General features: G+C 65.2%; 17 protein-coding genes and 1 pseudogene. 2 read left to right on the forward strand and 16 right to left on the reverse strand.

The features are described 5' to 3' along the window. Positions 1-3: 3 nt before the first annotated feature. The 14 genes and pseudogenes from HHL08_RS12260 to HHL08_RS12325 all read right to left on the reverse strand — a co-directional run bounded on the left by HHL08_RS12260 (position 4) and on the right by HHL08_RS12325 (position 18,695). Complete coding sequence (locus HHL08_RS12260) at positions 4-1,353, reverse strand: sugar transferase (RefSeq protein ID WP_169573452.1); 1,350 nt, start codon at positions 1,351-1,353, stop codon at positions 4-6. A gap of 159 nt (positions 1,354-1,512) precedes the next feature. Next, positions 1,513-3,408: an XrtA/PEP-CTERM system amidotransferase gene (locus HHL08_RS12265; protein ID WP_169573453.1), complete on the reverse strand. Its 1,896-nt coding sequence runs from the start codon at positions 3,406-3,408 to the stop codon at positions 1,513-1,515. A 70-nt stretch (positions 3,409-3,478) separates the two neighbouring features. Then, positions 3,479-4,993 carry an exosortase A gene (gene xrtA, locus HHL08_RS12270; protein WP_206377861.1) on the reverse strand — a complete coding sequence of 505 codons (1,515 nt, stop codon included), beginning with the start codon at positions 4,991-4,993 and terminating at the stop codon, positions 3,479-3,481. 17 nt (positions 4,994-5,010) lie between these two features. Next, the gene (locus tag HHL08_RS12275) at positions 5,011-6,237 is read right to left on the reverse strand and encodes a TIGR03087 family PEP-CTERM/XrtA system glycosyltransferase (protein ID WP_169573455.1); all 1,227 of its coding nucleotides are present in this window, start codon (positions 6,235-6,237) and stop codon (positions 5,011-5,013) included. Then, positions 6,234-7,307: a FemAB family XrtA/PEP-CTERM system-associated protein gene (locus HHL08_RS12280; RefSeq protein WP_169573456.1), complete on the reverse strand. Its 1,074-nt coding sequence runs from the start codon at positions 7,305-7,307 to the stop codon at positions 6,234-6,236. Before HHL08_RS12280 ends, HHL08_RS12275 begins: the two co-directional genes overlap by 4 nt. Positions 7,308-7,373: 66 nt before the next feature. Beyond that, a complete protein-coding gene (locus HHL08_RS12285; protein WP_169573457.1) occupies positions 7,374-8,444 on the reverse strand; it encodes a FemAB family XrtA/PEP-CTERM system-associated protein in 1,071 nt (356 codons plus the stop codon). Further along, positions 8,441-9,286, reverse strand: a complete 846-nt coding sequence (locus tag HHL08_RS12290; RefSeq protein WP_169573458.1) for an XrtA system polysaccharide deacetylase — start codon at positions 9,284-9,286, stop codon at positions 8,441-8,443. The genes HHL08_RS12285 and HHL08_RS12290 overlap by 4 nt, the downstream gene beginning before the upstream one ends. 843 nt (positions 9,287-10,129) lie before the next feature. Further along, a pseudogene (locus HHL08_RS26280) lies at positions 10,130-11,044 on the reverse strand (XrtA/PEP-CTERM system-associated ATPase); the annotation flags it as partial. A gap of 23 nt (positions 11,045-11,067) precedes the next feature. Then, entirely contained in the window at positions 11,068-12,615 is a 1,548-nt protein-coding gene (locus HHL08_RS12300) for a hypothetical protein (RefSeq protein ID WP_169573482.1), read from the reverse strand. Between the two features lie 53 nt (positions 12,616-12,668). Next, on the reverse strand, positions 12,669-13,601 hold the full coding sequence (locus HHL08_RS12305) for an AAA family ATPase (RefSeq protein WP_169573460.1): 933 nt from the start codon (positions 13,599-13,601) through the stop codon (positions 12,669-12,671). A gap of 14 nt (positions 13,602-13,615) precedes the next feature. Next, on the reverse strand, positions 13,616-15,139 hold the full coding sequence (locus HHL08_RS12310; RefSeq protein WP_169573461.1) for an XrtA system polysaccharide chain length determinant: 1,524 nt from the start codon (positions 15,137-15,139) through the stop codon (positions 13,616-13,618). 2 nt (positions 15,140-15,141) lie between these two features. Further along, on the reverse strand, positions 15,142-15,786 hold the full coding sequence (locus HHL08_RS12315) for an XrtA/PEP-CTERM system exopolysaccharide export protein (protein ID WP_088184665.1): 645 nt from the start codon (positions 15,784-15,786) through the stop codon (positions 15,142-15,144). Between the two features lie 132 nt (positions 15,787-15,918). Further along, positions 15,919-17,151, reverse strand: a complete 1,233-nt coding sequence (locus HHL08_RS12320; protein ID WP_169573462.1) for a pyridoxal-dependent decarboxylase, exosortase A system-associated — start codon at positions 17,149-17,151, stop codon at positions 15,919-15,921. Then, complete coding sequence (locus HHL08_RS12325; RefSeq protein ID WP_169573463.1) at positions 17,148-18,695, reverse strand: acyl-CoA ligase (AMP-forming), exosortase A system-associated; 1,548 nt, start codon at positions 18,693-18,695, stop codon at positions 17,148-17,150. Before HHL08_RS12325 ends, HHL08_RS12320 begins: the two co-directional genes overlap by 4 nt. 63 nt (positions 18,696-18,758) lie before the next feature. Here HHL08_RS12325 and HHL08_RS12330 point away from each other — a divergent pair, with 63 nt between their 5' ends. Then, positions 18,759-19,763: a GNAT family N-acetyltransferase gene (locus HHL08_RS12330; protein ID WP_169573483.1), complete on the forward strand. Its 1,005-nt coding sequence runs from the start codon at positions 18,759-18,761 to the stop codon at positions 19,761-19,763. A gap of 27 nt (positions 19,764-19,790) precedes the next feature. Next, a complete protein-coding gene (locus tag HHL08_RS12335; protein WP_169573464.1) occupies positions 19,791-20,078 on the forward strand; it encodes a phosphopantetheine-binding protein in 288 nt (95 codons plus the stop codon). Between the two features lie 26 nt (positions 20,079-20,104). Here the strand turns inward: HHL08_RS12335 and trxB are convergent, their stop codons facing one another. Continuing rightward, positions 20,105-21,067, reverse strand: a complete 963-nt coding sequence (gene trxB / locus HHL08_RS12340; RefSeq protein ID WP_169573465.1) for a thioredoxin-disulfide reductase — start codon at positions 21,065-21,067, stop codon at positions 20,105-20,107. A gap of 544 nt (positions 21,068-21,611) precedes the next feature. Beyond that, complete coding sequence (locus tag HHL08_RS12345; RefSeq protein ID WP_235955037.1) at positions 21,612-22,115, reverse strand: GGDEF domain-containing protein; 504 nt, start codon at positions 22,113-22,115, stop codon at positions 21,612-21,614. Between the last annotated feature and the right edge of the window lie 145 nt (positions 22,116-22,260).

Genomic DNA, 22,260 nt, shown 5'->3' on the forward strand with positions numbered 1-22,260 from the left:
CGCTCAATAGGCCTTGTGATGGACCAGTACGCCCAACGTCGCGAATATGATCCGTAGGTCGCGCCAAACCGACCAGTCGCTGACATATTCCAGGTCCGACTGAAGTCGATCGATGAGATCCTGATGATGATCGGTAGAGCCGCGATGGCCACGCACCTGCGCCAGCCCGGTCATGCCCGGCTTGATGCAATGCCGTTCCCAATAGCGCGCATCCACCTCCCAATAGAGGCTGTCGCCTGCCTTGGCGGCGGCGGCGTGGGGGCGCGGGCCGACGATGCTCATGTCGCCCTTCAACACGTTGAACAGCTGCGGCAATTCGTCGATGCTGGTCTTGCGCAGGAAGGTGCCGACCTTCGTCACCCGGACGTCGTCGCGCCGGGTCAGGGTTGCAGCCTTGTGGTCGCTCGCCTCGGTCCGCATCGAACGAAATTTGTAGATGGCGAAAGGCCGGGCGTCCTTGCCGATACGCGGTTGACGGAACAGCGCCGGGCCGGGACTGGTCAACCGCACCGCCAGCGCCGCGCCGATCAGGATGGGCGACAGCAGGATGGTCGCGACCGTAGCGACGATCAGGTCGAACAGCCGCTTGATGAGGCGATCGCGGAAGTGCAGCGGACCGCCCGCCACGATGATCGTCGGCTGGCCGTCCAGTTCATCGATCCGCGCGGGGGCGAAACGCAGCAGTTCGGGCACGACGATCTCTCCGCGCGCCGACAGCGATTTGAGCGCCGCCGACCAGTCTGTCATGCGATCGAGTGGACAGGCGACGATCACCCGTTCCGCCATGCCGACCGCCGCCGCCAGCCGCGCCGCCATGTCGGCATCATGCCGTTCGGGATGGAGGTTGGCGGCATCGGCGTCGATCACGTCCATATGCGGTCCCGTTTCGATCGCCACGCCATCCAGGATGACTGCGGTCAGATGCGGCACGTCGCCCAGCACCCGCACCGCCAGTCGCACGAGCGCGAGCCGGACAAGAGTCACCGCAACGGCGCTCAGCCCTAATCCAGTGATGAAGGTCAGGCGCGACAATTGCTCGGCGATCTTGCCCAGATAGACGATCAGCAGCATCAGCAGCGCCGCCTGCGCCAACGCCCAGAGCGCCCGCACGATCCCCCGCCGCACCCGGTCCAGCGTGTTGATGCCATAGGCGCCGCCCTGCACCGCCAGCAGCGCGTAGAGCGGCGCGATCATCGCGAACATGACGAGGCCATGGGGTTTCCCAGGCTCGCCCCAAAGCGCGCCCAGCACGAACCAGTTGGCGGCCAGGAAGGCGCAGAACAGCCCGGCCATGTCCCCCGCCAGGCACAGCGCATAGAGGCGCAGCCGTACGACTTCCTTGGAGACTGTCACCGATGCGCCCTGATTATCGTCATGCGTTCCGTTGGCACTGGCGCGCGCGGGTTGCAAGGGGTTCGCGTCCCCACATCCGTTCACAGCGAGCGCAGTCGAGAAGCGGTTAGCGTTGCGCCCGCGTTTCTCGACACGCTCGAAACGAACAGATTTTGTTGCTCACACTCCAAACAACCGCGTCAGCGATTTGTCCAGCATCAGCAACTGCCACAACAACCGTCCATGATCCGACACGCCCGACCGATGGTCGGCAGCGACCTTCGCCAGCATCTTGGTATCGAACCAGTCGGTCCGCGCCAGCGCCGATCCGCCTGCGATCGCCGTCGCCTCCCCCGCCAGCGCGCCGCGGAACCAGGCGCTGATCGGGGTGACGAACCCCATTTTCTGGCGATAGAGAATATCCTGCGGCAGGAACGGCTCCATCGCCTTCTTCATGATATATTTGCCGCTGTTGCCGCGAATCCGCTGCGCCACCGGCAGGCGCGCGGCAAATTCCACCAGCCGATGGTCGAGCAGCGGTTCGCGAGCCTCCAGGCTGACGGCCATGCTCATCCGGTCGGTCTTGGTCAGAATGTCGCCGGGCAGCCAGATGCGGATATCGGCATATTGCGCCCGGTCGAGCGGATCGCGCGCGGGGGCGTCCGCCATCGCCTTGATGTAACGATCTTCGGCCCGATAAGCGCCCAGCCGGCCCTTCATCTCCTGGCTGAACAAGCGCTGGCGCAGATCCCGCGGCGTGACGCCGACCGACGCGGCATAGGCCTCGCCGCCCTCCCCCGCTAGTTCGAGGAATGTCGATTTGGCGCGCAGCGCGCGCGGTGCCCAGTCGGCCTTGGGATAATATTTGCCCAGCGTCCCGAACAAAGGCTGTCGCACCGATGCGGGGATCAGGCCGCGAATCCGCTCGCCCTGCATCTGGAAGCGATGGCGGCGATAGCCCGCAAACGCCTCGTCCGCGCCGTCGCCCGACAGCGCGACCGTCACCTGCTCGCGCGCCAGTTCGCACACGCGGAAGGTCGGCAGCGCCGACGCATCGGCGAAGGGTTCGTCGAAATGAAACGCCAACGTGTCGATCAGTCCATAATCGTCGGGCGACACGATCCGGCTGCGATGGTCGGTGGCGAAACGGCGGGCGATGCGATCGGCAAAGGCTGTCTCGTCCAGCGCCGCGACGTCAAAACCGATGGTGCAGGTCTTGACCGCCTGCGACGACGCCTCGGCCATCAGCGCCACGACGCTGCTGCTGTCGACCCCGCCGGACAGGAAAGCGCCCAGCGGCACGTCGGCCACCATGCGCGATCGCACAGCCTGCCGCATCAGAGCGACCAGTTCTTCTTCCAGTTCCTGCGGTTTCGCTTTGGTACGGTCGGCGAAGCTGACGTCCCAATAGCGCTGCGGCTGGGGCAAGGGCCGGCCGCGGACCAGCCGCAGCGTCTCGCCTGCGCCCAGCTTGCGCACGCCCGCGACCATGCAGGCGTCGTCGGGGACATAGCCATAGGCCATATAATCCTCGACTGCGCTCAGATCCGGCGCACGGCGGAGCAGGGGATGCGCGAGAAGGCTCTTCAATTCCGACCCGAAGATCAGGCTACCGTCCGACAGCAGCGCATAGTGGAGCGGCTTGACCCCCAGCCGGTCGCGCACCAGCCAGAGCGATTGCGCGCGCGCATCGAAGAGGGCGAAGGCGAACATGCCATTGAAGCGCTGCACGCACTCCTCGCCCCATTGGCGATAGCCGTGCAGAATGACTTCGGTGTCGCTATGGGTGCGAAAGACATGGCCCTTCGCCTCCAGTTCGGCGCGCACCTCGGCGAAATTATAGATTTCGCCGTTGAAGACCACGGCCATGCTCTCGTCCTCGGTCAGCATCGGCTGCGCGCCGGCTTCCAGGTCGATGATCGACAGGCGCAGATGGCCTAGGCCCACGCCCGGCGCGGTCCAGATGCCGCTGCCGTCCGGCCCGCGATGCGGCATGACGTCGAGCATCGCGCGCACCCGCGCCGGGTCCACGGGCTTGGCCGTTTCGAGGTGGAAAATGCCTGCTATGCCGCACATGCGAATAAGCCCTAGAGTATTCTGAAGTCGGCTGGAACAGCCAACGGCTCGCAGAATGCGGAAAAGACGTTCATCGGATGCCGACGCTACGGTCAGCCAAAACCCGCACGTCGCCCAAATCGTTCAGGAACGCCGCGATCGCCGCGTCGGACGGGCGTCCTTCGGCGTCTTCCGCCGACACCAATAGGGCGACGGCGCGCTGGTCCTGCCCCAGCAATCGGGCTTTCATCGTCGCCAGCTTGACCGCGGGTTTGCTGCCCGATGGCGCGCCGCCGCCTATGCCATAGAAGCTGACGACATGGCGCACGACGGGGCCGGGCGCAGTGATCTGCTCGCCCCGGCCATAAGCGGGTGCGCGGGCTGGCGACGACCAGACCCATTCGCTGTCGGGATCAGCGGCTCCTTGGCCAAAGCCTACAAGCTCGCGACCTTCATCCTGCCGTGCATAAGCGGCGATGGCGAGATCGACGACCTGCCCCTGCGCGCCCTGATAACGCCCGATGACGAAATGATCCGCGCCATCGAACCGCGGCGTCCACGGGTAGGCCTGACGCGCGTCGGTCCGGGTCCAGCCCTGCACTTGGGGCAGGGTCAGGACCGGCGGCAGCGGATCGGCGGTTGCAGCGGTGGCGGCAAGCCATAGCGGCGCGGCGACAATCATCGCCAGCGCCCCGCCCGCGACCCCGCCGGTGTGCGACGATCCGCGCACCGCGCCTTGCAGGGCGCGCGGATCGAACCAGGGATCGCCCGGCTTTCGATCGAAAAAGGGCCATGCGGTCGCCATCACGATCGCCATGACGATCGCGAAGAAGACCCAGCCATAGACGACATGGTCGAAGCCGACGGCGGCATCGACGGTGGTGAGATGCGCGACCAATATGGTGGCGAAGGCGCGCACGCCATTGGCCAGCACCGACAGACTGAGCGCACCGGCGATGAACACCGCCCGGCGCGACCAGCTCTTGAAACAGACATTGCAGACCAATGCGCCATAGGCGGTCATGGCGATCAGGAATTTCGCGCCCGAACAGGCCTCCGCCACCTCGAAATAGCCGGTCGGCGTGGTGATGAAGATGCCCTCCATATGCGCGGGCACGCCCGACAGGTCGAGCAGCAGCATAGCCAGCCGCGCCGTCACCAATTGCAGCGGCGGCACGATCTCCTCACCGAAGGGCACCATGAAGAAAGCGTAGAACAGCGGGAAGATCAGCGCCCGCGCCACCGCCGGGCCAAGCAGCGCGATGGTCGCGCCCTGCAACATGACGATCAACGCGCCGTGACGCACCATCGCCACCCCCGCCGCCGCGCCCAGCAGCCAGGCCAGCGCGCCCGCGGCGAGCCAGAGCAGCCCTGGCACCCAGGCGACCGGCGCCAACTGCCGCAATCCGGGCAGGCGCTGCTGCACCAGCCAGGCGATGAGGAAGGGAATGAAAAGGCAATGGCCGAAGGTGGAGGCGTGCCACCAGATCGACACCATGGTGCGAACGTCGGCGAAGAACAGCGCGATGATCGCAAAAGCGACCACGCCCAGCGCGATCAGATGCCCGCGCCAGCCGGTGAGGTCCGTAAGCGGCATCCGGTCCATCGGGATCGCCCGTTCGTTCACGCCGCGCACGCGCCTTTGACGGGCGTGCCCAGCAGCAGGTCGGGCAGCGCCGCCAATGTCGCGGACCAGCGATAGCGTTCTTCCGTCCGCTTCCGCGCGGCGAGGCCCAGTTGCTGCGCGCGCGCGGGGTCGGCCAGCAGCGCGACGATCTTCGCCGCTTCTTCGGCTGGATTGGCGGCGACCAGGAAATGCACCTCATCGCTGGCGTCGATGCCTTCGGCCGCTTGCGGCGAGGCGACGACCGGCCGCGCCATGGCCATCGCCTCCAGCACCTTGTTCTGAATGCCGCGCGCGATTCGCAGCGGCGCGACGACGACGTCCGCCGCCGCCAGCCAGCCGCGTACATCGGGCACGCCGCCGGTCACGATCACGCCAGGCAGTTGCGCCAGCGCCTGCACCGCCCTGGCGGGATTGCGCCCGACGATGGCGAAGCGCGCATCGGGATGAACAGTGCGGATGGCGGGCAGGCTCTGGCGCGCGAAGCTTTCGACAGCCTCGACATTGGGGCGATAATCCATCTGGCCGGTGAAGACGAGCAGCGGTCCCGCCCCCCGATCGATCGCAGGGAAGTCCGCCGCTGGATCGAAATAGTCGAGCGCTACGCCATTTTCGAGTTCGACTATCCGGTCGGGTCCAAGGCCGCAGGCGTCACGGAACAAGGCGGCTTCCGCCTCACTGACGAAGCTGCTGACGTCCGCCCGCGCCGCCGTTCGCCGTTCGAAGTCGAGCAGCACCCGCCCCTCGCGCCGGTTGATCCAGCCCATCGGTCCCGAACCCTCTGCGCCATAGATCGCATATTTGGCGGAATCGAAATCGACGAAATCCATCAGGAAGCGCACGTCCGCAGGGAGCACCGGCACGAAATGCGCCATCTGCGCCGAATAGGCGACGACGGCGCGGATCGGCCGCTTCGCCAACGTCTGCGCGACCCAGCGATGCAGGCCGGGATGGTCGAACAGCGATACCAGCAACGACTGGCGTCTGGCCAGGCCGGTCAGCCCGGCCACCAGCTTCGACCGGTCGCGCATCAGCACGCACTGACTGGCCGTCACCTGCGCCATGTCGTTCGCAAACCCCATGTCGCGATAATCGTCGGCAAAGCAGCCGACATGGACGGGCGCGACCTGTGCCAACCGTTGGAGCAGATGATAGGACCGGATCTTGTCGCCCCGATCCGGCGGAAAGGGGATGCGGTGGCAGAGGAAGAGGATGTCGCCGGTCATCCCAGCCCTCGCGCGATATGCGGCCCGATTAAATTGGCGATCGATTCGGGCAGCTTCTTCCAATATTCGACCTTGCGCCGATATTGCGGGGACAGCGGATTGACGTCGCGCGTCTCCTTGCCCGGCGCCGTGCGCAGGTGATAGCCAAGCGGTTCGCCGTCGAACCCCCATGTCTTCTTCCAGGCGGCAGGCCCGGTGCCGACCTTCGACCGGCCGAAATCGAAGACAGCGCAGCCCCGCTCGCGCGCGGCCCGCATCAGGCTGAAATAGAGAAATTCGTTCGATCGCATCGCCCGCGCGCCATGGGCCGCGCCATGCCAATAGGGCATGCAGGCACCGCGATGGTAAAAGCTGATGACCGCCGACAGCGGCACGCCATCCTTGGACACCAGGGCGATGTCGGCGTCGTCGCCGAACCGGTCCATGATCTTGTCGAACAAGGCGCGCGGGAATACCGGTGTGCCAAGATTATGGACGCTATGGGCGTAGAGCCGGTAATGAATGTCGCGCAGCCGCTTGTCGCGACCCGTCTCGAAATGCAGGTCGTTCGCCATCCCCTTGCGGATTTCCGCGCGGTGCCGCTTGGGCACGGCCTTCAGTTCCGCCTCGTCATCGGCCGCCAGCGTCCGCGCGAAACCCAGATAGGCGTCCGCCTTCTCCTGCCATAGCGGACCGCCGGGCGCTTGCCCGCCGCGCAGCTCCAGCGTGTCGCAGCCCAGTTGTTCCGCCAACGTCCAGGCGGCGTCGGCCAGCGCCGGTCCCGCCTTGCGATGGCTGGTCAATATGCCACCATCGACGGCAAAGCCGCTGCCCACCAACGCGCGTCCGAATAGCGCCGATTTGATATAGGTCAGCGGCAACAAGCCGACGATCGCGCCATCGATCTGGCGCGCCACCAGCATCTTCGCCTTCTGCCTGGTCCCTGCTTCGACCCCCATGATCCAGCCAGGCCGATGAAAGGGCGTCGAATCCGGCTGGGCGCAGACCCAGGCGTCGATCTCGGCAAGGGTCGTGGCATCGGACAGGCGTGCTTCATCGACGATGACCCCCAGACCGGTGATTGCATTCATGGACGTCATTTCCCTCGTCACCCCCGCCCGAACCTAATGGTCAGGGTTGAATATTTCGTATGCGTATCAACCAAGGCCGCGTGATATCATCGGTCCCAGCAGATTGGCGACGGGCAGCGGCAGACGCTTCCACAGTTCGATCCGCCGTTGATATTTGGCGCTGGTCGGATTGACGTCGCGCCTGGCACCATCGACCGACCAGCCATGATAGACGCGCGGCACTGGATCGAAACCGAAGCTCTTCTTCCACGCCGCCTGCCCGCTGCCGGCCTTGGATCGACCGAAATCGAACTGGCTCATGCCACGCGCCCGGCCATGGCCCATCAGCCGATAGTACATGAGTTCGTTGGATCGCAACTGCCGCGCATCGGCCACGCCGCCGCCCCAATAGGGCATCACCTGTCCCCGATGATAAAGCGTCAGCACCGCCGATACCGGGCGATCGCCTTCGCGGACCACCAAAATGTCGGCATCCTCACCAAATTGCTGCAACACCGAGTAAAACAGCTGTTTAGGGAAAACCGGCGTGCCCAGATTGCGGACGCTGGCCGCATAGACGCGATAATGCTCGCGTAGCAGCCGCGTGTTACGCCCGGTTTCGACGCTGAGCGACGGGTTCGCGAGCGCCTTGCGCAGTTCGGCGCGATGCTTGCGCGGGATGGCGCGCAGTTCCGCCTCGTCATCTACGGCCAGCGGCCGGACGAAGCCGACATATTCGCCTTCACGTCGCTGCCAGTCGCCCCCCGGCGCAGGCCCGCCGCGCAATTCCAGCGGCGGACCGCCTTTGTCGCGCGCCAATCCCTGCGCCGCCGCGGCGAGCGGCGCTGCTGCCCGGTCATCCGCAACCAGCAGGCCGCCATCGACCGCAAAAGCCGATGATACCAGCGCATCGCCGAACAACCGGCTCTTGACGTGATGCAGCGGCAACAACCCCCGGATCTGGCCAGAGGGCGCAAAGGCAGCGAGCAGCAGCGCGCGATGCCCCGTCGCCTGCGTGATCGCGCGCAGCCAGGCGGTACGATGAAAGGGTGTACCGTCGGCATGCGTCACGACGAAATCATCGGCGGCTTGGGCCTGGGCCGGATCATCGATGTCCAGCATCGTCACCGCCATGCCGGCGGCATTGCCGATCATCATGACGCGCGCGCCGCTTCCGCGTCCGCCAGCGCATCGACGCGGGTCCAGGCGAAATCGCGGGTCAGGCGACGCAGCTTGGCCGCCATCACCGACAGGTTGCTGTAATGGCGCAGGCGCGACCGCAACGGCGCGTCCGCCACGCGTGGTTGGTCCGGGTCGATTTCCCAGGGATGGAAGTAGATGATCGCAGGGCGGCCGGCCTGTTCATTGACCTGCCGGATCGCCCAGCGCGAAAAGGCGTAGGGCAGCAGGCGGAAAAAGCCCCCGCCCCCCGCCGCCAATGTGCGGTTGCCCCATTTGGCGGTGGTGACAGGCAATTCGACCAGATCCGACCCCGCCACTGGTTTCCAGGCGAAGCGCGGCGAATCCGGCCAGCCATAATGATCGTGCCGGATCGGCGCGACGCTGGACGAATAGCGATAGCCTTCTTCGGCCAATATCGAATGCGCCCAGGGCGTGCGCGGATCGATGGAGAAGCTGGGCGCGCGATAGCCGGTGACCGCCTGCCCGCTCGCATCCTCCAATATCGCACGCGACTTGCGCAAATCGGCGCGGAACTGTTCGGGGGTGAAGGTGAAGACGCGCGCATGGTCATATCCATGGCTGGCGACTTCATGGCCGGCGTCCGCGATGCGGCGCATCAACGCGGGATAGCGCTCCGCCACCCAGCCCAGGGTGAAGAAGGTCGCCTTGACGTCGGCCTGCGCGAACAGGTCCAGCACGGCGTCGCTATTGGCTTCGACCCGGTGGGTCAGGCCGTCCCAGTCGGCACGCCGCAGCGTACGCTCGAACGCGCCGACCTGGAACCAGTCCTCGACATCGACAGACAGGGCGTTCTGCATGATTCTCCAACCTTATCCGTCATATAGGCGTCAGGCGGCGACGCCGGCCTGCACATCCGCCATCCGCTCCTCGCGCTCGACCCAGTCGACCAGCAGGGTTAGCACGCGGCGCAGCGCCGTATCCTGCTCCTCTGCGCGGAACTCCAGCGCCGACAGCCGTTCCTCGATCAGGGTGAAACAGCCTTTGAGCGCTTCGGGATCGATTTCCGGCTGCACCGGCTGGCCGAAGGGAATATGCGACTGCACCGCACGCAGCGACGCGATCTCGGCGCGCAACGCCTCGATCTCACCCAGCATGTCGGCGCGCAGCGCGTCGATATCGACTGCATCGACCGTGGCGAATGGCTCGGCCGCTGCTTCGACAAAGGGCTCGGCTTCAACGACAGACTCGGCTTCGACCAACGTCTCGACCTCGTCGAAAGCCTCGACCGCGATCGACGGTTCGGCCTCCGTGACGCTTTCCGCTTCGTCCTGCTCCAGCGCGAACGGCGCCGCAAAATCGGCGGATTCCTCTGGCTCGGCTTCATCCTCGACGGGGTCAAGTTCGGCTTCCGGTTCGAACACAGTCTCAACTGCCCGTGGCGGCGCAAAGGCGGCGAAGGCCGGGCGGGCGAAAGGCGCCACGACGCTGGGCGTCACAGGCTCTTCGACCGCATAATCCTTTTCCGGCTCGACCGGATCGGGGGTCGCCGCAGCGACTGGTTCGATCTCTGCCGTCGTCCAGTCCGGCTGTGCCCAGGCGGCATCCAATTCGATGGTGTCGTCCTCGACCGGCGCATCCGCTACTATCTGATCCTCGGCCGGATAGTAGCCGAAGGGCTGATCTTCGATCTGCTCCTCCTTGATGCTCTCGTTCACGACCGCAAGCTCGACCGGTTCCGGCTCGAACGCCAGCGGCTCTTCAGCGACATCCAGCAGCGACGGCGCGATCGCTGCCGGTGCGACATCGACGTCCAATCCCATATCCGCCACGACGGCGTCCACGACCTCTTCATCGATCACATGCAATTGCTCGATCGCGCCCAGCAGCAGCACCCGGCTGGCCAGCGCGTTCAGGCGGCGCGGCACGCCACCGGTCGCCGCATAGAGAGCGACAAAGGCGCCGGGCGTAAAGGCGGGATTGCCGCTCCAGCCCGCAATCGCCAGGCGATGAAGCATATAGGGTTCGACCTCATTGGCCATCATCGGTTCCAGATGATGGGTCGCGATCACGCGCTGGCGCAACTGCTCCAGCTGCGGGGATTTGAGAAGATCGCGAAACTCCGGCTGGCCCAGCAGGAAAATCTGGAGCAAGGACTGGCCGCCCAGTTGGAAGTTGGACAACATCCGCAATTCCTCGATCGCGGAAACGGGCAGGTTCTGCGCCTCGTCCACGATCAGCAGGCTGCGCCGCCCGGCACGCGCCTGGGCGTGGAGCATGGATTCGACCTGTTGCAGGATCGCCGCCTTTGATAGGCCATCGGTGGACAGGCCGAAGCTCTGCGCAGCAAGGCGCAGCATGTCGTCGCCCTCGACCTGGGTCGACACGATCTTGACCGCGGTCAGGCGCGCCGGATCGATCGTCTGCATCAGATGGCCGACCAGCGTCGTCTTGCCCGCGCCGATATCTCCGGTGATAACGATGAAGCCTTCGCCCTGCGCCAGACCATAGCCGAGATAAGACAGCGCCTTGCGATGCGTCGCGCTTTCGAAATAATAATGCGGGTCCGGCGTCAGCTGGAACGGACGGCCCTGCAATCCGTAGAATTGATCGTACATCTCTTCGTCTCCAAGGCGACCGGTTAGAAGCTGTAGCGCAGGCCGACCTGCCCCATCGCGCTGATGATGGTGTCGAAATCGTCTGCCTGCACCCCGTCCAGACCAAGCGAGGCCGAAGCAGACAGGCGGCGCGACAACCCCTTGTAATAGCTGGCGAATGATCCGTAGTTCAACACATCCGGCCGATCGCCGCTGGCGTCGAAATAATTGACGTAGCCAACCAGATCGATGCTGTCTCGATCGTTGAACATATAGCTGACTGAGCCATTGCCATACCAGTTCTCGTCCCGCGATCCGCGGATCAGCACGGTCTGGCCGCTGGGCGTGATGAACTTGCGCTGCGAATAGCCAGCGCCCACGCCCCAGCCCCACGGCCCGCGCCGCAGCGAATATTGCGTCGACACGCCGCGATAGCGGAAATTGGCGTCGGTGATGCCCGACAGCGCATCGTTGAAACACTGCCCGCCGCCGGTGGTGGAGAAGGCGCAGCCGGTGATGTCGCCGGTGAACGGATTGCGCGCGACGTCGAAATTGCTACCCGACAGGGCGGCCACGTCGGCGGTGATCATGCGACCGAAGCTGTCGATGCCATCGAACACGACGATGGAGACGCTGCTGTCGCGGCCCTGCCACAGGAAGCTGCCCTGATAGGTCATGCCGCCATAGCGTTCGCCGACCCGCGCCTGGAGCGTGGTACGACGGCTGGGCCGCCACAAGACGCCCGCATCCCAGATGATATCGTCAAAATTATAGACCAGCGCACGCGGCGAGCTTTTGTCGGTGACATAGCGCCCGTTGCGGATCAACGGCAGGCCGTCCGCACCCACTTCGGGCGAACGCTGGCTGATCTCGATCTTTTCATAGCCCACGCCACCGACGGCGGCGATGGTCGGCGTGATGGGCACGGTCGCATCGACCCGGCCCCACAGATCCTCGAACCGCTGGTCGAGCTGGCTGGCATCTTCCCGATCATAGCCTCCGCTGGCGGTCAGGCCGATCCCCGGCAGCACCGTGTCGGGCGAAAAGCCGACCGATCCGTTGAGGCTATGGGTCCAGCTGTCGGCGAAGGAGCCGCCGGACTGTCCCTGAACGCTATTCTGGCCGACGCTATCATCGACGCGCGCATAGCCCAGGCGATAGCCTGCGTTGACGTTGAAGTCGCCCAGCTGCGTCGTATAGGACGGCCCGACATAGCCGGACCAGACCTGGCTGGTATAGGCGTCCCGCTGCGTCGACGCGCCCGACAGACCGTCGGTGCGGACCCGCGTCGCAAGGCCGCCTGCCTGGATGCCCAGACCGCGCGCGACATTGATGGTCGCATGGCCAAAGCCGCTCAGCACATCCTGATCGACCGCCTGGCTGCTCCAGCCGAAGCTGTGATTATATTGCAGGTCGACCGCCGCTTCGACGCGCCTGTTCTGCACTTCGGCGGTCAGGCCGGCCGTGACGTTGGAATAGGTCAGCACGTCGCCGCCACCCTTGAGCGGACCCATCACGACCTGATCCACGCCGATATAGGGGATCACGTCCAGGCGCTTGTCGTCCGAAGACGATTGCGCATGGGCGGGCATTGCTGCGGCCAGCGCAACGCACGATGCGCCTGCGATCCAGAGCCGAACGGTTTTCACTGGGCTTCCCCCTTGGCGTAATAGCTGCCGAAACGGCGGCCGCCGCTGTTGAAGCGGACGGCATTGAGCAAAAGCTGCACCTGCGCGCCGCCCTTCAACAGGCCCACCGCGTCGCGCAGCGCGCTTTCGGGCGTCTTGTCGGCGCGCACGACCAGCAGCGCGATAGCGGCATGGCTGGCGAGCACGGCGGCGGGCGACGCCGCCAGCAATGGCGGCGAATCGAAGATCACGATCCGTTCGGGCCGGCCGTCAGTCAGCCGCTTGAGCAGCTGTTCGGTGCGGGCGGAGGCGAGATATTCGGTGTCGTTATGGCTGCGATGCCCGGCGGGCAGGACGGCGAGCGAGGGAATGTCAGTGCGGATCACGCAATCCTCGATCGCGACCATGGGATCGGCCAGCGCGTCCATCAGGCCGGGGCCAGCCTCCAGCCCCAGTTGCGCGGGGATGCCGGGCTTGCCGAAATCGGCGTCGACCAGCAGGATTTCGCGATCCTTCTCCGCCGCGAGGCTCAATGCCAGGTTGATCGCGCAGAAGGTCTTGCCCTCCCCGCTATGGGCGGAGCAGACGAGGATGCGGTTACCGCGCGGGTTATTGTGCAGTTGCGACAGCAGGTCGCGCTTGAGCAGGCGAAACTCCTCGCTCATCGTCGTGACCGCGCTGTCGGGACGCAGGAAGCCGTCCTCGACCAGCTTGATCCGGTCGATCGCCTGCGCCGGCCCGGTCCACGCTGGCGCGCGGAAGGTCGGTGCAGCGGGCGCATCGGCCATGAAGGCCGCAGGTGCCGGCTGTGCGACCGGCACGGGCGGCAGGTCGGCGGGCACATCGACCGCAGGCGCGGCGCGGCCACGCAGCGCGGCGTTGAAATCATAGATCTCGGTGGCCCGCTCGATCAGCGATCCCCGGCCCTTGATGGAGCTGTGCTGGTTCATGTTCCCTGGCTCCTTCACGCCATACCGCGCTGGACGAATTCGACGACGACCAAGAGCAGGTAGACGGCCACCAGCCCTCCGCTCGCCCCGGCGAACCACTTCATGCGATGCTTTTCGACCGCGACCTGCGCCGCGCTGATGGTCTGGCTGATCGATCCTGCGACCGGCAGGCCAAGCGCCTTTTCCAGCCGTGCGGCAGTCGGGAAGGTGCCCTTGAGCTGGCCGAGCGCGAAGGCGACGCCGATGCCCGCACCGATGCCCAGGATCAGCACGCCGAGCAGCAACAGCGGCCGGTTGGGGGCTGATGGCGCAGTCGGGGTGCTGGGCGGCTGGATGACGCGGAACTGGACGGAGCCGGTTTCGGTTTTCACTTCGCCGCGTAGCCGGATTTCCTCGCGGTCGCTCATCAGCTTGTCATATTGCGCTTTGACCGCAACATAATCGCTGTCGAGCTTTTCCTGTTCGGATGCGACGCCGGGTTCATCGACCTGGCGCGACGTCATGGTGTTGAGGTCGCCCTGCAACTGCGCCCGGCGCGTCTGAAGCGCCTGCACCGTGGCGGCCCGTTCGGCCTGCATCGACCTGATCGACAGATAGGCGGGATTGGGCGTGCTGCCCGTGCCACCCGCGCCGCCGCCGCCACCACTTTTGCGCAGGGCGTCGACCTCCCGCTGGGCGGCGATCACGTCGGGATGATTGGCGGTCCAGCCGCGCGCGCGCATCGACGCCAGATTGGATTGCGCCTGCGCCAGCGGCGACGCGCCACCAGAGGCGCTGATGCCCGGCAGCGTCGCCGGGGTGCCAATCAGTTGACCGTTCATCGCGCTCAAGGCGCTCTGCGCCTGGACGAGTTGCGAATCGATGGTGTTGATTTCGACCCGCGCGGCATCCATGCGCTGGCTGATCGACCCCGCGCCGGGCAACAGCCCGACATAGCGCTGGGCGAAAGCGACGCGGCGTTGGTCTGCCGCTTCCAGCTGCTTGCCGCGCGCGGCGATCTGCTGGTCGAGGAAAGCCAGGCTCTGCTTGGTCTGGTTACGATCGCCCGAGAGGTTCTCTTCCTGGAAGATGTCGATCAGCTTCTGCACGACCTGCTGCGCGATGCGCGCATTGGCGCCGTCCGACAGAGCCGAATCGGCGGAGATCGCGCTGATGTCGATCATGCTGGGATCGGCCTGCGCCATGACGGTGATATTCTCGCGCAGCGTCGTTATCTTCGCAGCGATATCGCGCGGGCCGGACACCGACTGGGAGAGGTCGGTGTCGCGCACCACCTTCTCCAGATTCTCGGCGCTCGCCAGCGTGCTGCGTACCCGGTCCAGATCCTGCTGCGACTGGACCTGGGTGATGCCCACCTTGTCCTCAAGCAGCGACTGGGTGTTCACATAGACCCGCGCCTTGGACTGGTAGCTGTTGGGGATGAGCGCTACGCCCAGCCACCCCAGCATGCAAATGCCCCAGGCGACGCCAAGCGCCACCCAGCGGCGGCTCCATATGCCATGGAGCAGGACCAACAGTTCGTCGTAGAGACCGGCCATGATCAGAACATGCTTTCAGGAATGATGATGACGTCACCGGGCGACAGCAGCACATTGGCGCGCGTGTCCCCCTTCTTCAGAAGATCGCCCAGGCGGACCTGATATTCCTTCTGCTTGCCCGTATTCTTGTCGAAGCGGACAAGTCGCGCGCGGTTGCCCGCCGCATATTCGGACAGGCCGCCGACGGAGATCATCGCGTCGAGCAGGGTCATGTTCGCGCGGTAGGGAATGGACGCCGGCTTTTCCGTCGCGCCCACGATCCGAACCTGCTGGCTGAACGTGCCACTGAAATTGTTGACGATCACCGACACAAGCGGATTTTCGATATATTGGGTAAGCGCCAGCTTGATATCGTCGGACAGCATCTTGGGCGTCTTGCCCACCGCCGGCATGTCCGTGATCAGCGGCGTGGTGATGCGGCCATCGGGGCGCACCTGCACCTTGGCCCCCAGTTCGGGATTGCGCCACACGAAGATGGTGAGGTCGTCGAGCGGGCCGATGATATATTCTTCACCCGGCCCTTCCTGCGTCGACACGAAAGAGGCGGGTGGCAATTGCGGCCCGGACGGCGCGGAGGCGCAGCCCGACAAGGCGATAGCGGGTAGCGATACGCCGATCAAAAGCCTGGAAACCGACACAAAACGCATATTCTCACCTCTTTGTGCGGCCATGCACCGGCGGCGGCCAAAGAGGACAAGGCAACCGGTCAGCACATGGCTTCGGGCTTCTTCTTGCCGGGAAAGGGTAAAGATACCGTTAGGAGTTAAGTCCTGAGCAAATCAGCCAAGTAAAAGTTCGCGAGGACTTGGGTGTCCAAGAAAAGCACCGGGACTTGCCGACGCGCCATAGGCCCCGGCGAGGAAGATGGCGATCAGGTCGCCTTCCTGCACCGGGGGCAACGCCACCTTGTCGCCCAGCCGGTCGATGGGGGTGCACAGGCACCCGACCACCGTCACCGGCACCTCCGCCGGGGCCGCACCGAAGCGGTTGGCGACCGCGATCGGATAGTTGCGCCGCACGACCGTCCCGAAATTGCCGCTGGCGGCGAGTTGATGATGCAGGCCGCCGTCGACCACGACGAAGGTTTCGCCCTGGCTGACCTTCACATCGACCACACGGGTCAGGTAGACGCCCGCCTCCCCCACCAGCCATCGGCCCAGTTCGATGGCGAAGGCGCTGCCCTGCAAAATGCTCGGCAAATTCTCCAACGCGCTGTCCAAAGCCACGCCGATCGGCCGAATATCCAGCCGTTCGTCGCCGGGGAAATAGGCAAGGCCAAAGCCGCCGCCCAGATTGACCAGCGGCGGCGAGGCGCCGACATCGTCCGACAGCCGCGCCGCCAGTGCGATGGTCGCCGCCTGCGTTTCGATGATCGCCAGCGGGTCGAGATTCTGGCTGCCGGCGAAAATATGCCAGCCCCGCCAATCCGCCCCCGCGTCGATCATCGCCCGCGCCAGCGCCGCTGCGCGATCGGCATCGACGCCGAACGGCTTGGCTCCGCCGCCCATGCGCATCCCCGATCCTTTGAGGTCGAAGTCCGGGTTCACCCGCACGGCCAGGCGCGGCACCTTGCCCAACTTGTCGGCCACGGCCAGGGCGCGGCGGCCTTCCCCTTCCGACTCCAGGTTGATGGTCACGCCCGCGAAGATCGCTGCTTCCAGTTCGTCAGTGCGCTTGCCCGGTCCGGCAAAACTGATCCGATCCGGCGCCATTCCGGCCGCCAGTGCCATCTCCAGTTCGCCGCCCGACGCGATGTCGAATCCATCGACCTGCCCCGCCATGCGCGCCAGCAGCGGCGCATAGGGGTTGGCCTTGATCGCATAGTGGAGGTGCAGCGCATCGGGCATGGCGGCGCGAAAACGGCGCACCTGTGCCTTCACGATGTCCATGTCATAGGCGAAGAGTGGCGTATCCCCCGCCTCGTCCACCAGGCTCGCTGCGCCGCAGCCGCCGACGATCAACATGCCTTCTTCCTGCGTGAACCAGGCGGGAATCGGCCCCATCGGCTTCATGCGCCATGCTCCAGAGTGAGCGCGACCCGGTCGACTTTGCCGTTGGGGTTGCGGGGAAAATCTGGGCGCACGATGATATCCTTGGGCTGCATGAAATTGGGCAGTTCGCTTTTGAGATGCACGGCGACGGCTTGCGCCACCGCCGCATCACTGGCGCGGATCAGCAGCCGCACCGCCTGCCCCAGCCGGTCGTCTTTCACCCCCAGCGCCACCGCTTCGGCGACTCCCGGCACAGCGACGGCGGCCTCCTCTATCTCGGTCGGGCTGATCCGGTTGCCCGCCGACTTGATCATCGCATCGTCGCGACCTACGAAATAAAGCAGGCCCTCGGCATCGCGCCGCACTGTGTCGCCCGACCAGACCGCCATACCGCCATAGACCGACGCCGCGGGTGCGAGTTTGAACCGCTCGGCGGTGCGCACCGGGTCGCGCCAATAGCCCTGCGCCACCAGCGGGCCGCAATGGACCAGTTCGCCCGGCTCCTCATCGTCGGTGATGCCGCCATCCGGGCGCACCGCCAATATCTCCGCAAGGGGGATCGCCCGGCCCATCGAATCGGGATGACTGTCAACCAGCGCCGGCGGCAGATAGGTGGAGCGAAATGCCTCGGTCAGCCCATACATCGGATAGAGGTCGGCTTGCGGAAACAGCGCGCGCAGCTTCGTCACCAATGGCCGGGTCAAGGCTCCACCGCTATTGGTCAGCCGCTTGAGCTTGGCGGCCACATCCACCGGCCAGTCCAGTTCGGTCAGTTGCACCCAGAGCGGCGGCACCCCGGCCAGCGTGGTGATGTCGCGCCGATCCACCAGCTTCATCACGTCGCGCGGCGTCAGATAGTCGAGCGGATAGACGCAGCCACCACCATACCAGGTCGAAAGCAGTTGATTTTGGCCATAGTCGAAACTGAAAGGCAGGACGCAGGCGGTGCGATCCCCCTCCGTCAATTTCAGATAATCGGCCACCGCCACCGCGCCCAGCCACAGATTGGCGTGGCTGAGCATCACGCCCTTGGGCCGTCCGGTGGAGCCGCTGGTATAGAGAATCGCCGCCAGATCATCGGGCGCTGCCGCTGACGGGCCGATCGCCTGGCCGCCGCTCATCGCGCAGGCGGCGTCATCCTCGCGGTGCAGATGGCAACCGGCCGGCAACTCATCGGGCGAAAGGCTGTCGAGTCGCGGCGCCGTCCCGATCAGCAGCAGCGCGCCGCTATCGGCCAGGATGTGCGCGACCTGGGCATGTTTGAGCAGCGGGTTTACCGGCACATGGACCAGGCCAGCGCGGGGCGCGGCCAGCGGCATCAGCGCGGCGACCGGCCCCTTGGCGATCCAGCTGGCGACTCGCGCGCCCTTTTCCAGTCCGAATCCCGCCAGCCAGCCCGCCAGCCGCCCCAGCGTTTCTTCCAGTTCGGCATAGCTGTAGCTGCCCGAACGACCGTCCAGCGCGGCTCGCGCCGGATCGCCGCGCAACAGCAGATGGTCGATCGGCCGCACATGCGCGCCGTCGATTACTGGGAAGTCCGTGGGCACAGGCGGGCTTAACTCCATTTCCAGACTTTTCTCCTATGCCGCATGGTGGTTTTGGATCGCGGTTGGGGCGGGGATAGTCGGTTGCTGGCGGCAAGGGAATATCAGACGCTCGATGAAGCGCGGCAGGCTTTGGCCGGCCAGCTTGACCGCGCGCCTGGATTGGCCATGTTCGACCGGATCGACTGGTTCGAAGCTCTGCACGATCGCTGCTTCCCTGACCAGCCCATCCGCATCGTGCAGGCGCAAGAGGGCGATGCGCAGGCCTGGCTGTTCCTGCTGGCCCCCGCCGCCCGCCGCGCCAGCGCGCTCGCAAACTGGTATAGTTTTGCCTGGGCACCCGTCTTTATCGGCGAACCCGATGCGGCGACCCGGCAGCGGCTGCTGGAAAGCCTGGCCCGGCATCTGCTGGCGACCAGCGCGCAGATCGATCTTTATCCGCTGGAGGATGCCGCACCCCTGCTTGCCGCGTTGCGGCGCGCCGGCTGGTTCGCGGTGCAGCGGACGATGGGGGGGCGCTATCTGCTGCAGGTCGAAGGGCGCAGCTTTGCCGATTATTGGGCGGCGCGGCCTGGGCGGCTGCGCAATCTGATCAAGCGCAAGGGACGCGGCGACCCGTTTGTCCTGCCTATCGCCACGCGGCTGACCGACGATCTGTGGCAGGACTATGTCGATGTGCATGACCGCAGCTGGAAGGAGGCCGAGCCGGGTCTGGATTTCCTTCGCGACCTGGCCGAGCGGGAAAGCGCGGCGGGGACGTTGCGGCTGGGCTTTGCGCGGCTGGGCGCGCGCGCGGTGGCTACGCAGCTTTGGACCGTGGAGCAGGACGTCGCCCTGATCCATAAGCTGAGCCATGACAGGAGTTTCGACCATGCTTCCCCCGGCACGTTGCTGAGCCATGCGATGTTTGCGCAGGCGATCGACCATGATCGCGTGCGCATGATCGACTATGGCACCGGCGACAATGGCTACAAGACCGACTGGATGGACAGGCGCATCCCGCTCCACCAAATCGATGCGTTCAACCCGCGCTTCGCCTCTGCCTGGCTGCCCGCGGCAAGGACTGCCATTTCCGCGCTTGTCGGCTAGACTTTAAGCCCCTATTTATCGCGCATCATGCGGGTGCAAAATTCTCAGCCGGACGACCGGACCCTCGATGTGGACAGGCTGATGCGGGCGCTGCTGCGCGACGTGCTCAGCCTGCCGCAAACCCAGGTCGATAGCTTCGACGTGGATACCCCCCTGTTCGGCGCGCTGCCGGAACTGGACTCCATGGCGGTCGCGGGCCTGCTGACCGAGATCGAGGATCGCTTCGACATCCTGATCGAGGATGACGATATCGACGGCGACACGTTCGAGACGTTCGGGTCGCTGGTCGCCTTTGCGCGGGCGAAGGTCGGCTAAAAGCCCACCCCGCCCGCGGCGAAGGCTTACGCCTCCACCATTGCCTCGAAATCCTGTTCCGCCAGGAATTTCTCGACGTCGAGCGCGGCCATGCAGCCCATGCCCGCCGCGGTCACGGCCTGGCGGTAGATTTTGTCGGTGACGTCGCCCGCCGCGAAGACGCCGGGGATCGCCGTGTGGGTCGTGCCCTTTTCCACCAGCAGATAGCCTTCGTCGGTCGGCAGTTTGCCGGTGAACAATTCGGTCGCGGGATGATGGCCGATCGCGACGAAACCGCCGTCGGTCGGCTCGTGCGACCTTTCGCCGGTCACCGTGTCGATCAGGTCGACGCCGACCAGTCCTTCGGGGGTGCCGCCGCCCACGAAGCGATCGACCGCCTTGTTCCACAGCACCTTGATGTTTGGATGGGCGTGGAGCCGCTGTTGCAGGATCTTTTCCGCGCGCAGCGAATCGCGGCGGTGGATCAGGGTGACGTCATGGCTGTGGTTGGTGAGGTAGAGCGCTTCTTCGACCGCGGTATTGCCGCCGCCGATCACCACCACCTTCTTGCCGCGATAGAAAAAGCCGTCGCAGGTCGCGCAGGCCGACACGCCCTTGCCCTGCAAATGCTCCTCGCCCTCCACGCCCAGCCATTTGGCCTGCGCACCGGTGCAGATGACCAATGTGTCGGCGACATAGAGCGTGCCGCCGTCGCCGCGCAGGCGGAAGGGACGTTCGGAGAGGTCGACGTCGACGATCTGGTCGTACATCATCTGCGCACCGACATGTTCGGCCTGCGCCTGCATCTGCTCCATCAGCCACGGTCCCTGGATCACATCCTTGAACCCCGGATAATTTTCGACGTCGGTGGTGATGGTGAGCTGCCCGCCCGGCTGCATCCCCTGCACCACGATCGGCGCCAGACCCGCGCGCGCGCCGTAAATGGCGGCGGACAGGCCCGCAGGGCCGGAACCGAGGATCAACATGCGGGTGCTGTGGGTGGCGGTCATATCAGGCTTTCAACTGCGATTCGGGTGGGCGACAGAGATAGGCGGCGCGCGCCGGGGCGCAAGCGAAGGATTTGCTTGGGGGCTTGGAAGCGGGGCTGTGGTGGTGGCGTGCCGGGATGCGACAGGCCGAAGTATACAGCGTCGTCGGGCTTTTTGGCCTGAAAGCCCCGGCGAAGCTAGTGGGAAGCCACTGGGAAGTAACGCCGAGGTCACGCCAGGGTCACAGCGGCGCGACGCCAGGGTCATGGCGACGCGACAGATACGCGACACCGACGCGACAGGCGCGCGGCGGGTACGCGACGGTTGGGCGGCGGCGACGCGACGACAGGTCCGCCGGGGTAGCGTGACGCGTGGATGAAGTGGCTCAACGAGCGGGTCCATCCGACAGGATAGATCAGGAAAAATCCTACATTGGAAGGGTTTTGAGGGATGGGATTGGCCGAAAGGCGAATATCCGGTTTGGAGCAAGGGTCTTGGTATAGTTGTCATTCCACTATGCCAACCGTAGCCCAGAAATGTTCGAAGCAGTTTAACTGCTCGACGCTTAATTTGCGCTGCCTGCATCTTCAAGCACACATAGATCGCGTCCTCGGTGCTTTGCCTTGTACAGCGCCGCATCCGCGGCTGCATATAATTCCGCGAACGACGATGTGCTGTGAGCATTAGCGACACCGATGCTGACGGTCACTTGTCCAACGGCACCGTCTGCGAACATTCGTGTCGTCGTGCCGATGCCAGAGCGAAGCCGCTCAGCCACGATAATTGCTTCTTCTGGACCGCTGGCCTCGATCAGCGCCATGAACTCCTCACCGCCGATCCGCCCGAACAAGTCAGTATCTCTCAAAAGCGATCGCGCGTCGTGGGCTACGTCGATCAAGAGCCGATCACCAACGAGATGCCCATAGGTGTCGTTCACGCGCTTGAAATGATCAATATCGATCACAAGCATGTACAGTCGGCGAGGGTTCCGCAGCGCCAACTGGGCTTCCACATCATACACGATCCGTCGGCGGTTTGGCGCGCCCGTGAGCGCATCGCAGTCGGCCAATCGGCTGAGTTCAGCGTTAGCGTGTCAACGGCGGTCAGATTCCAGGCCATCGGGGCGGAGTAAAAGTAGGCCACTGTGATGCGGGCCTGACGATATGAAGAGGGCCCCGATCGGGGCCCTCTTCATATCGTTGTCGTCATTGATC

This window comes from Sphingobium psychrophilum (assembly GCF_012927105.1).
Classification (GTDB): Bacteria; Pseudomonadota; Alphaproteobacteria; order Sphingomonadales; family Sphingomonadaceae; genus Sphingobium; species Sphingobium psychrophilum.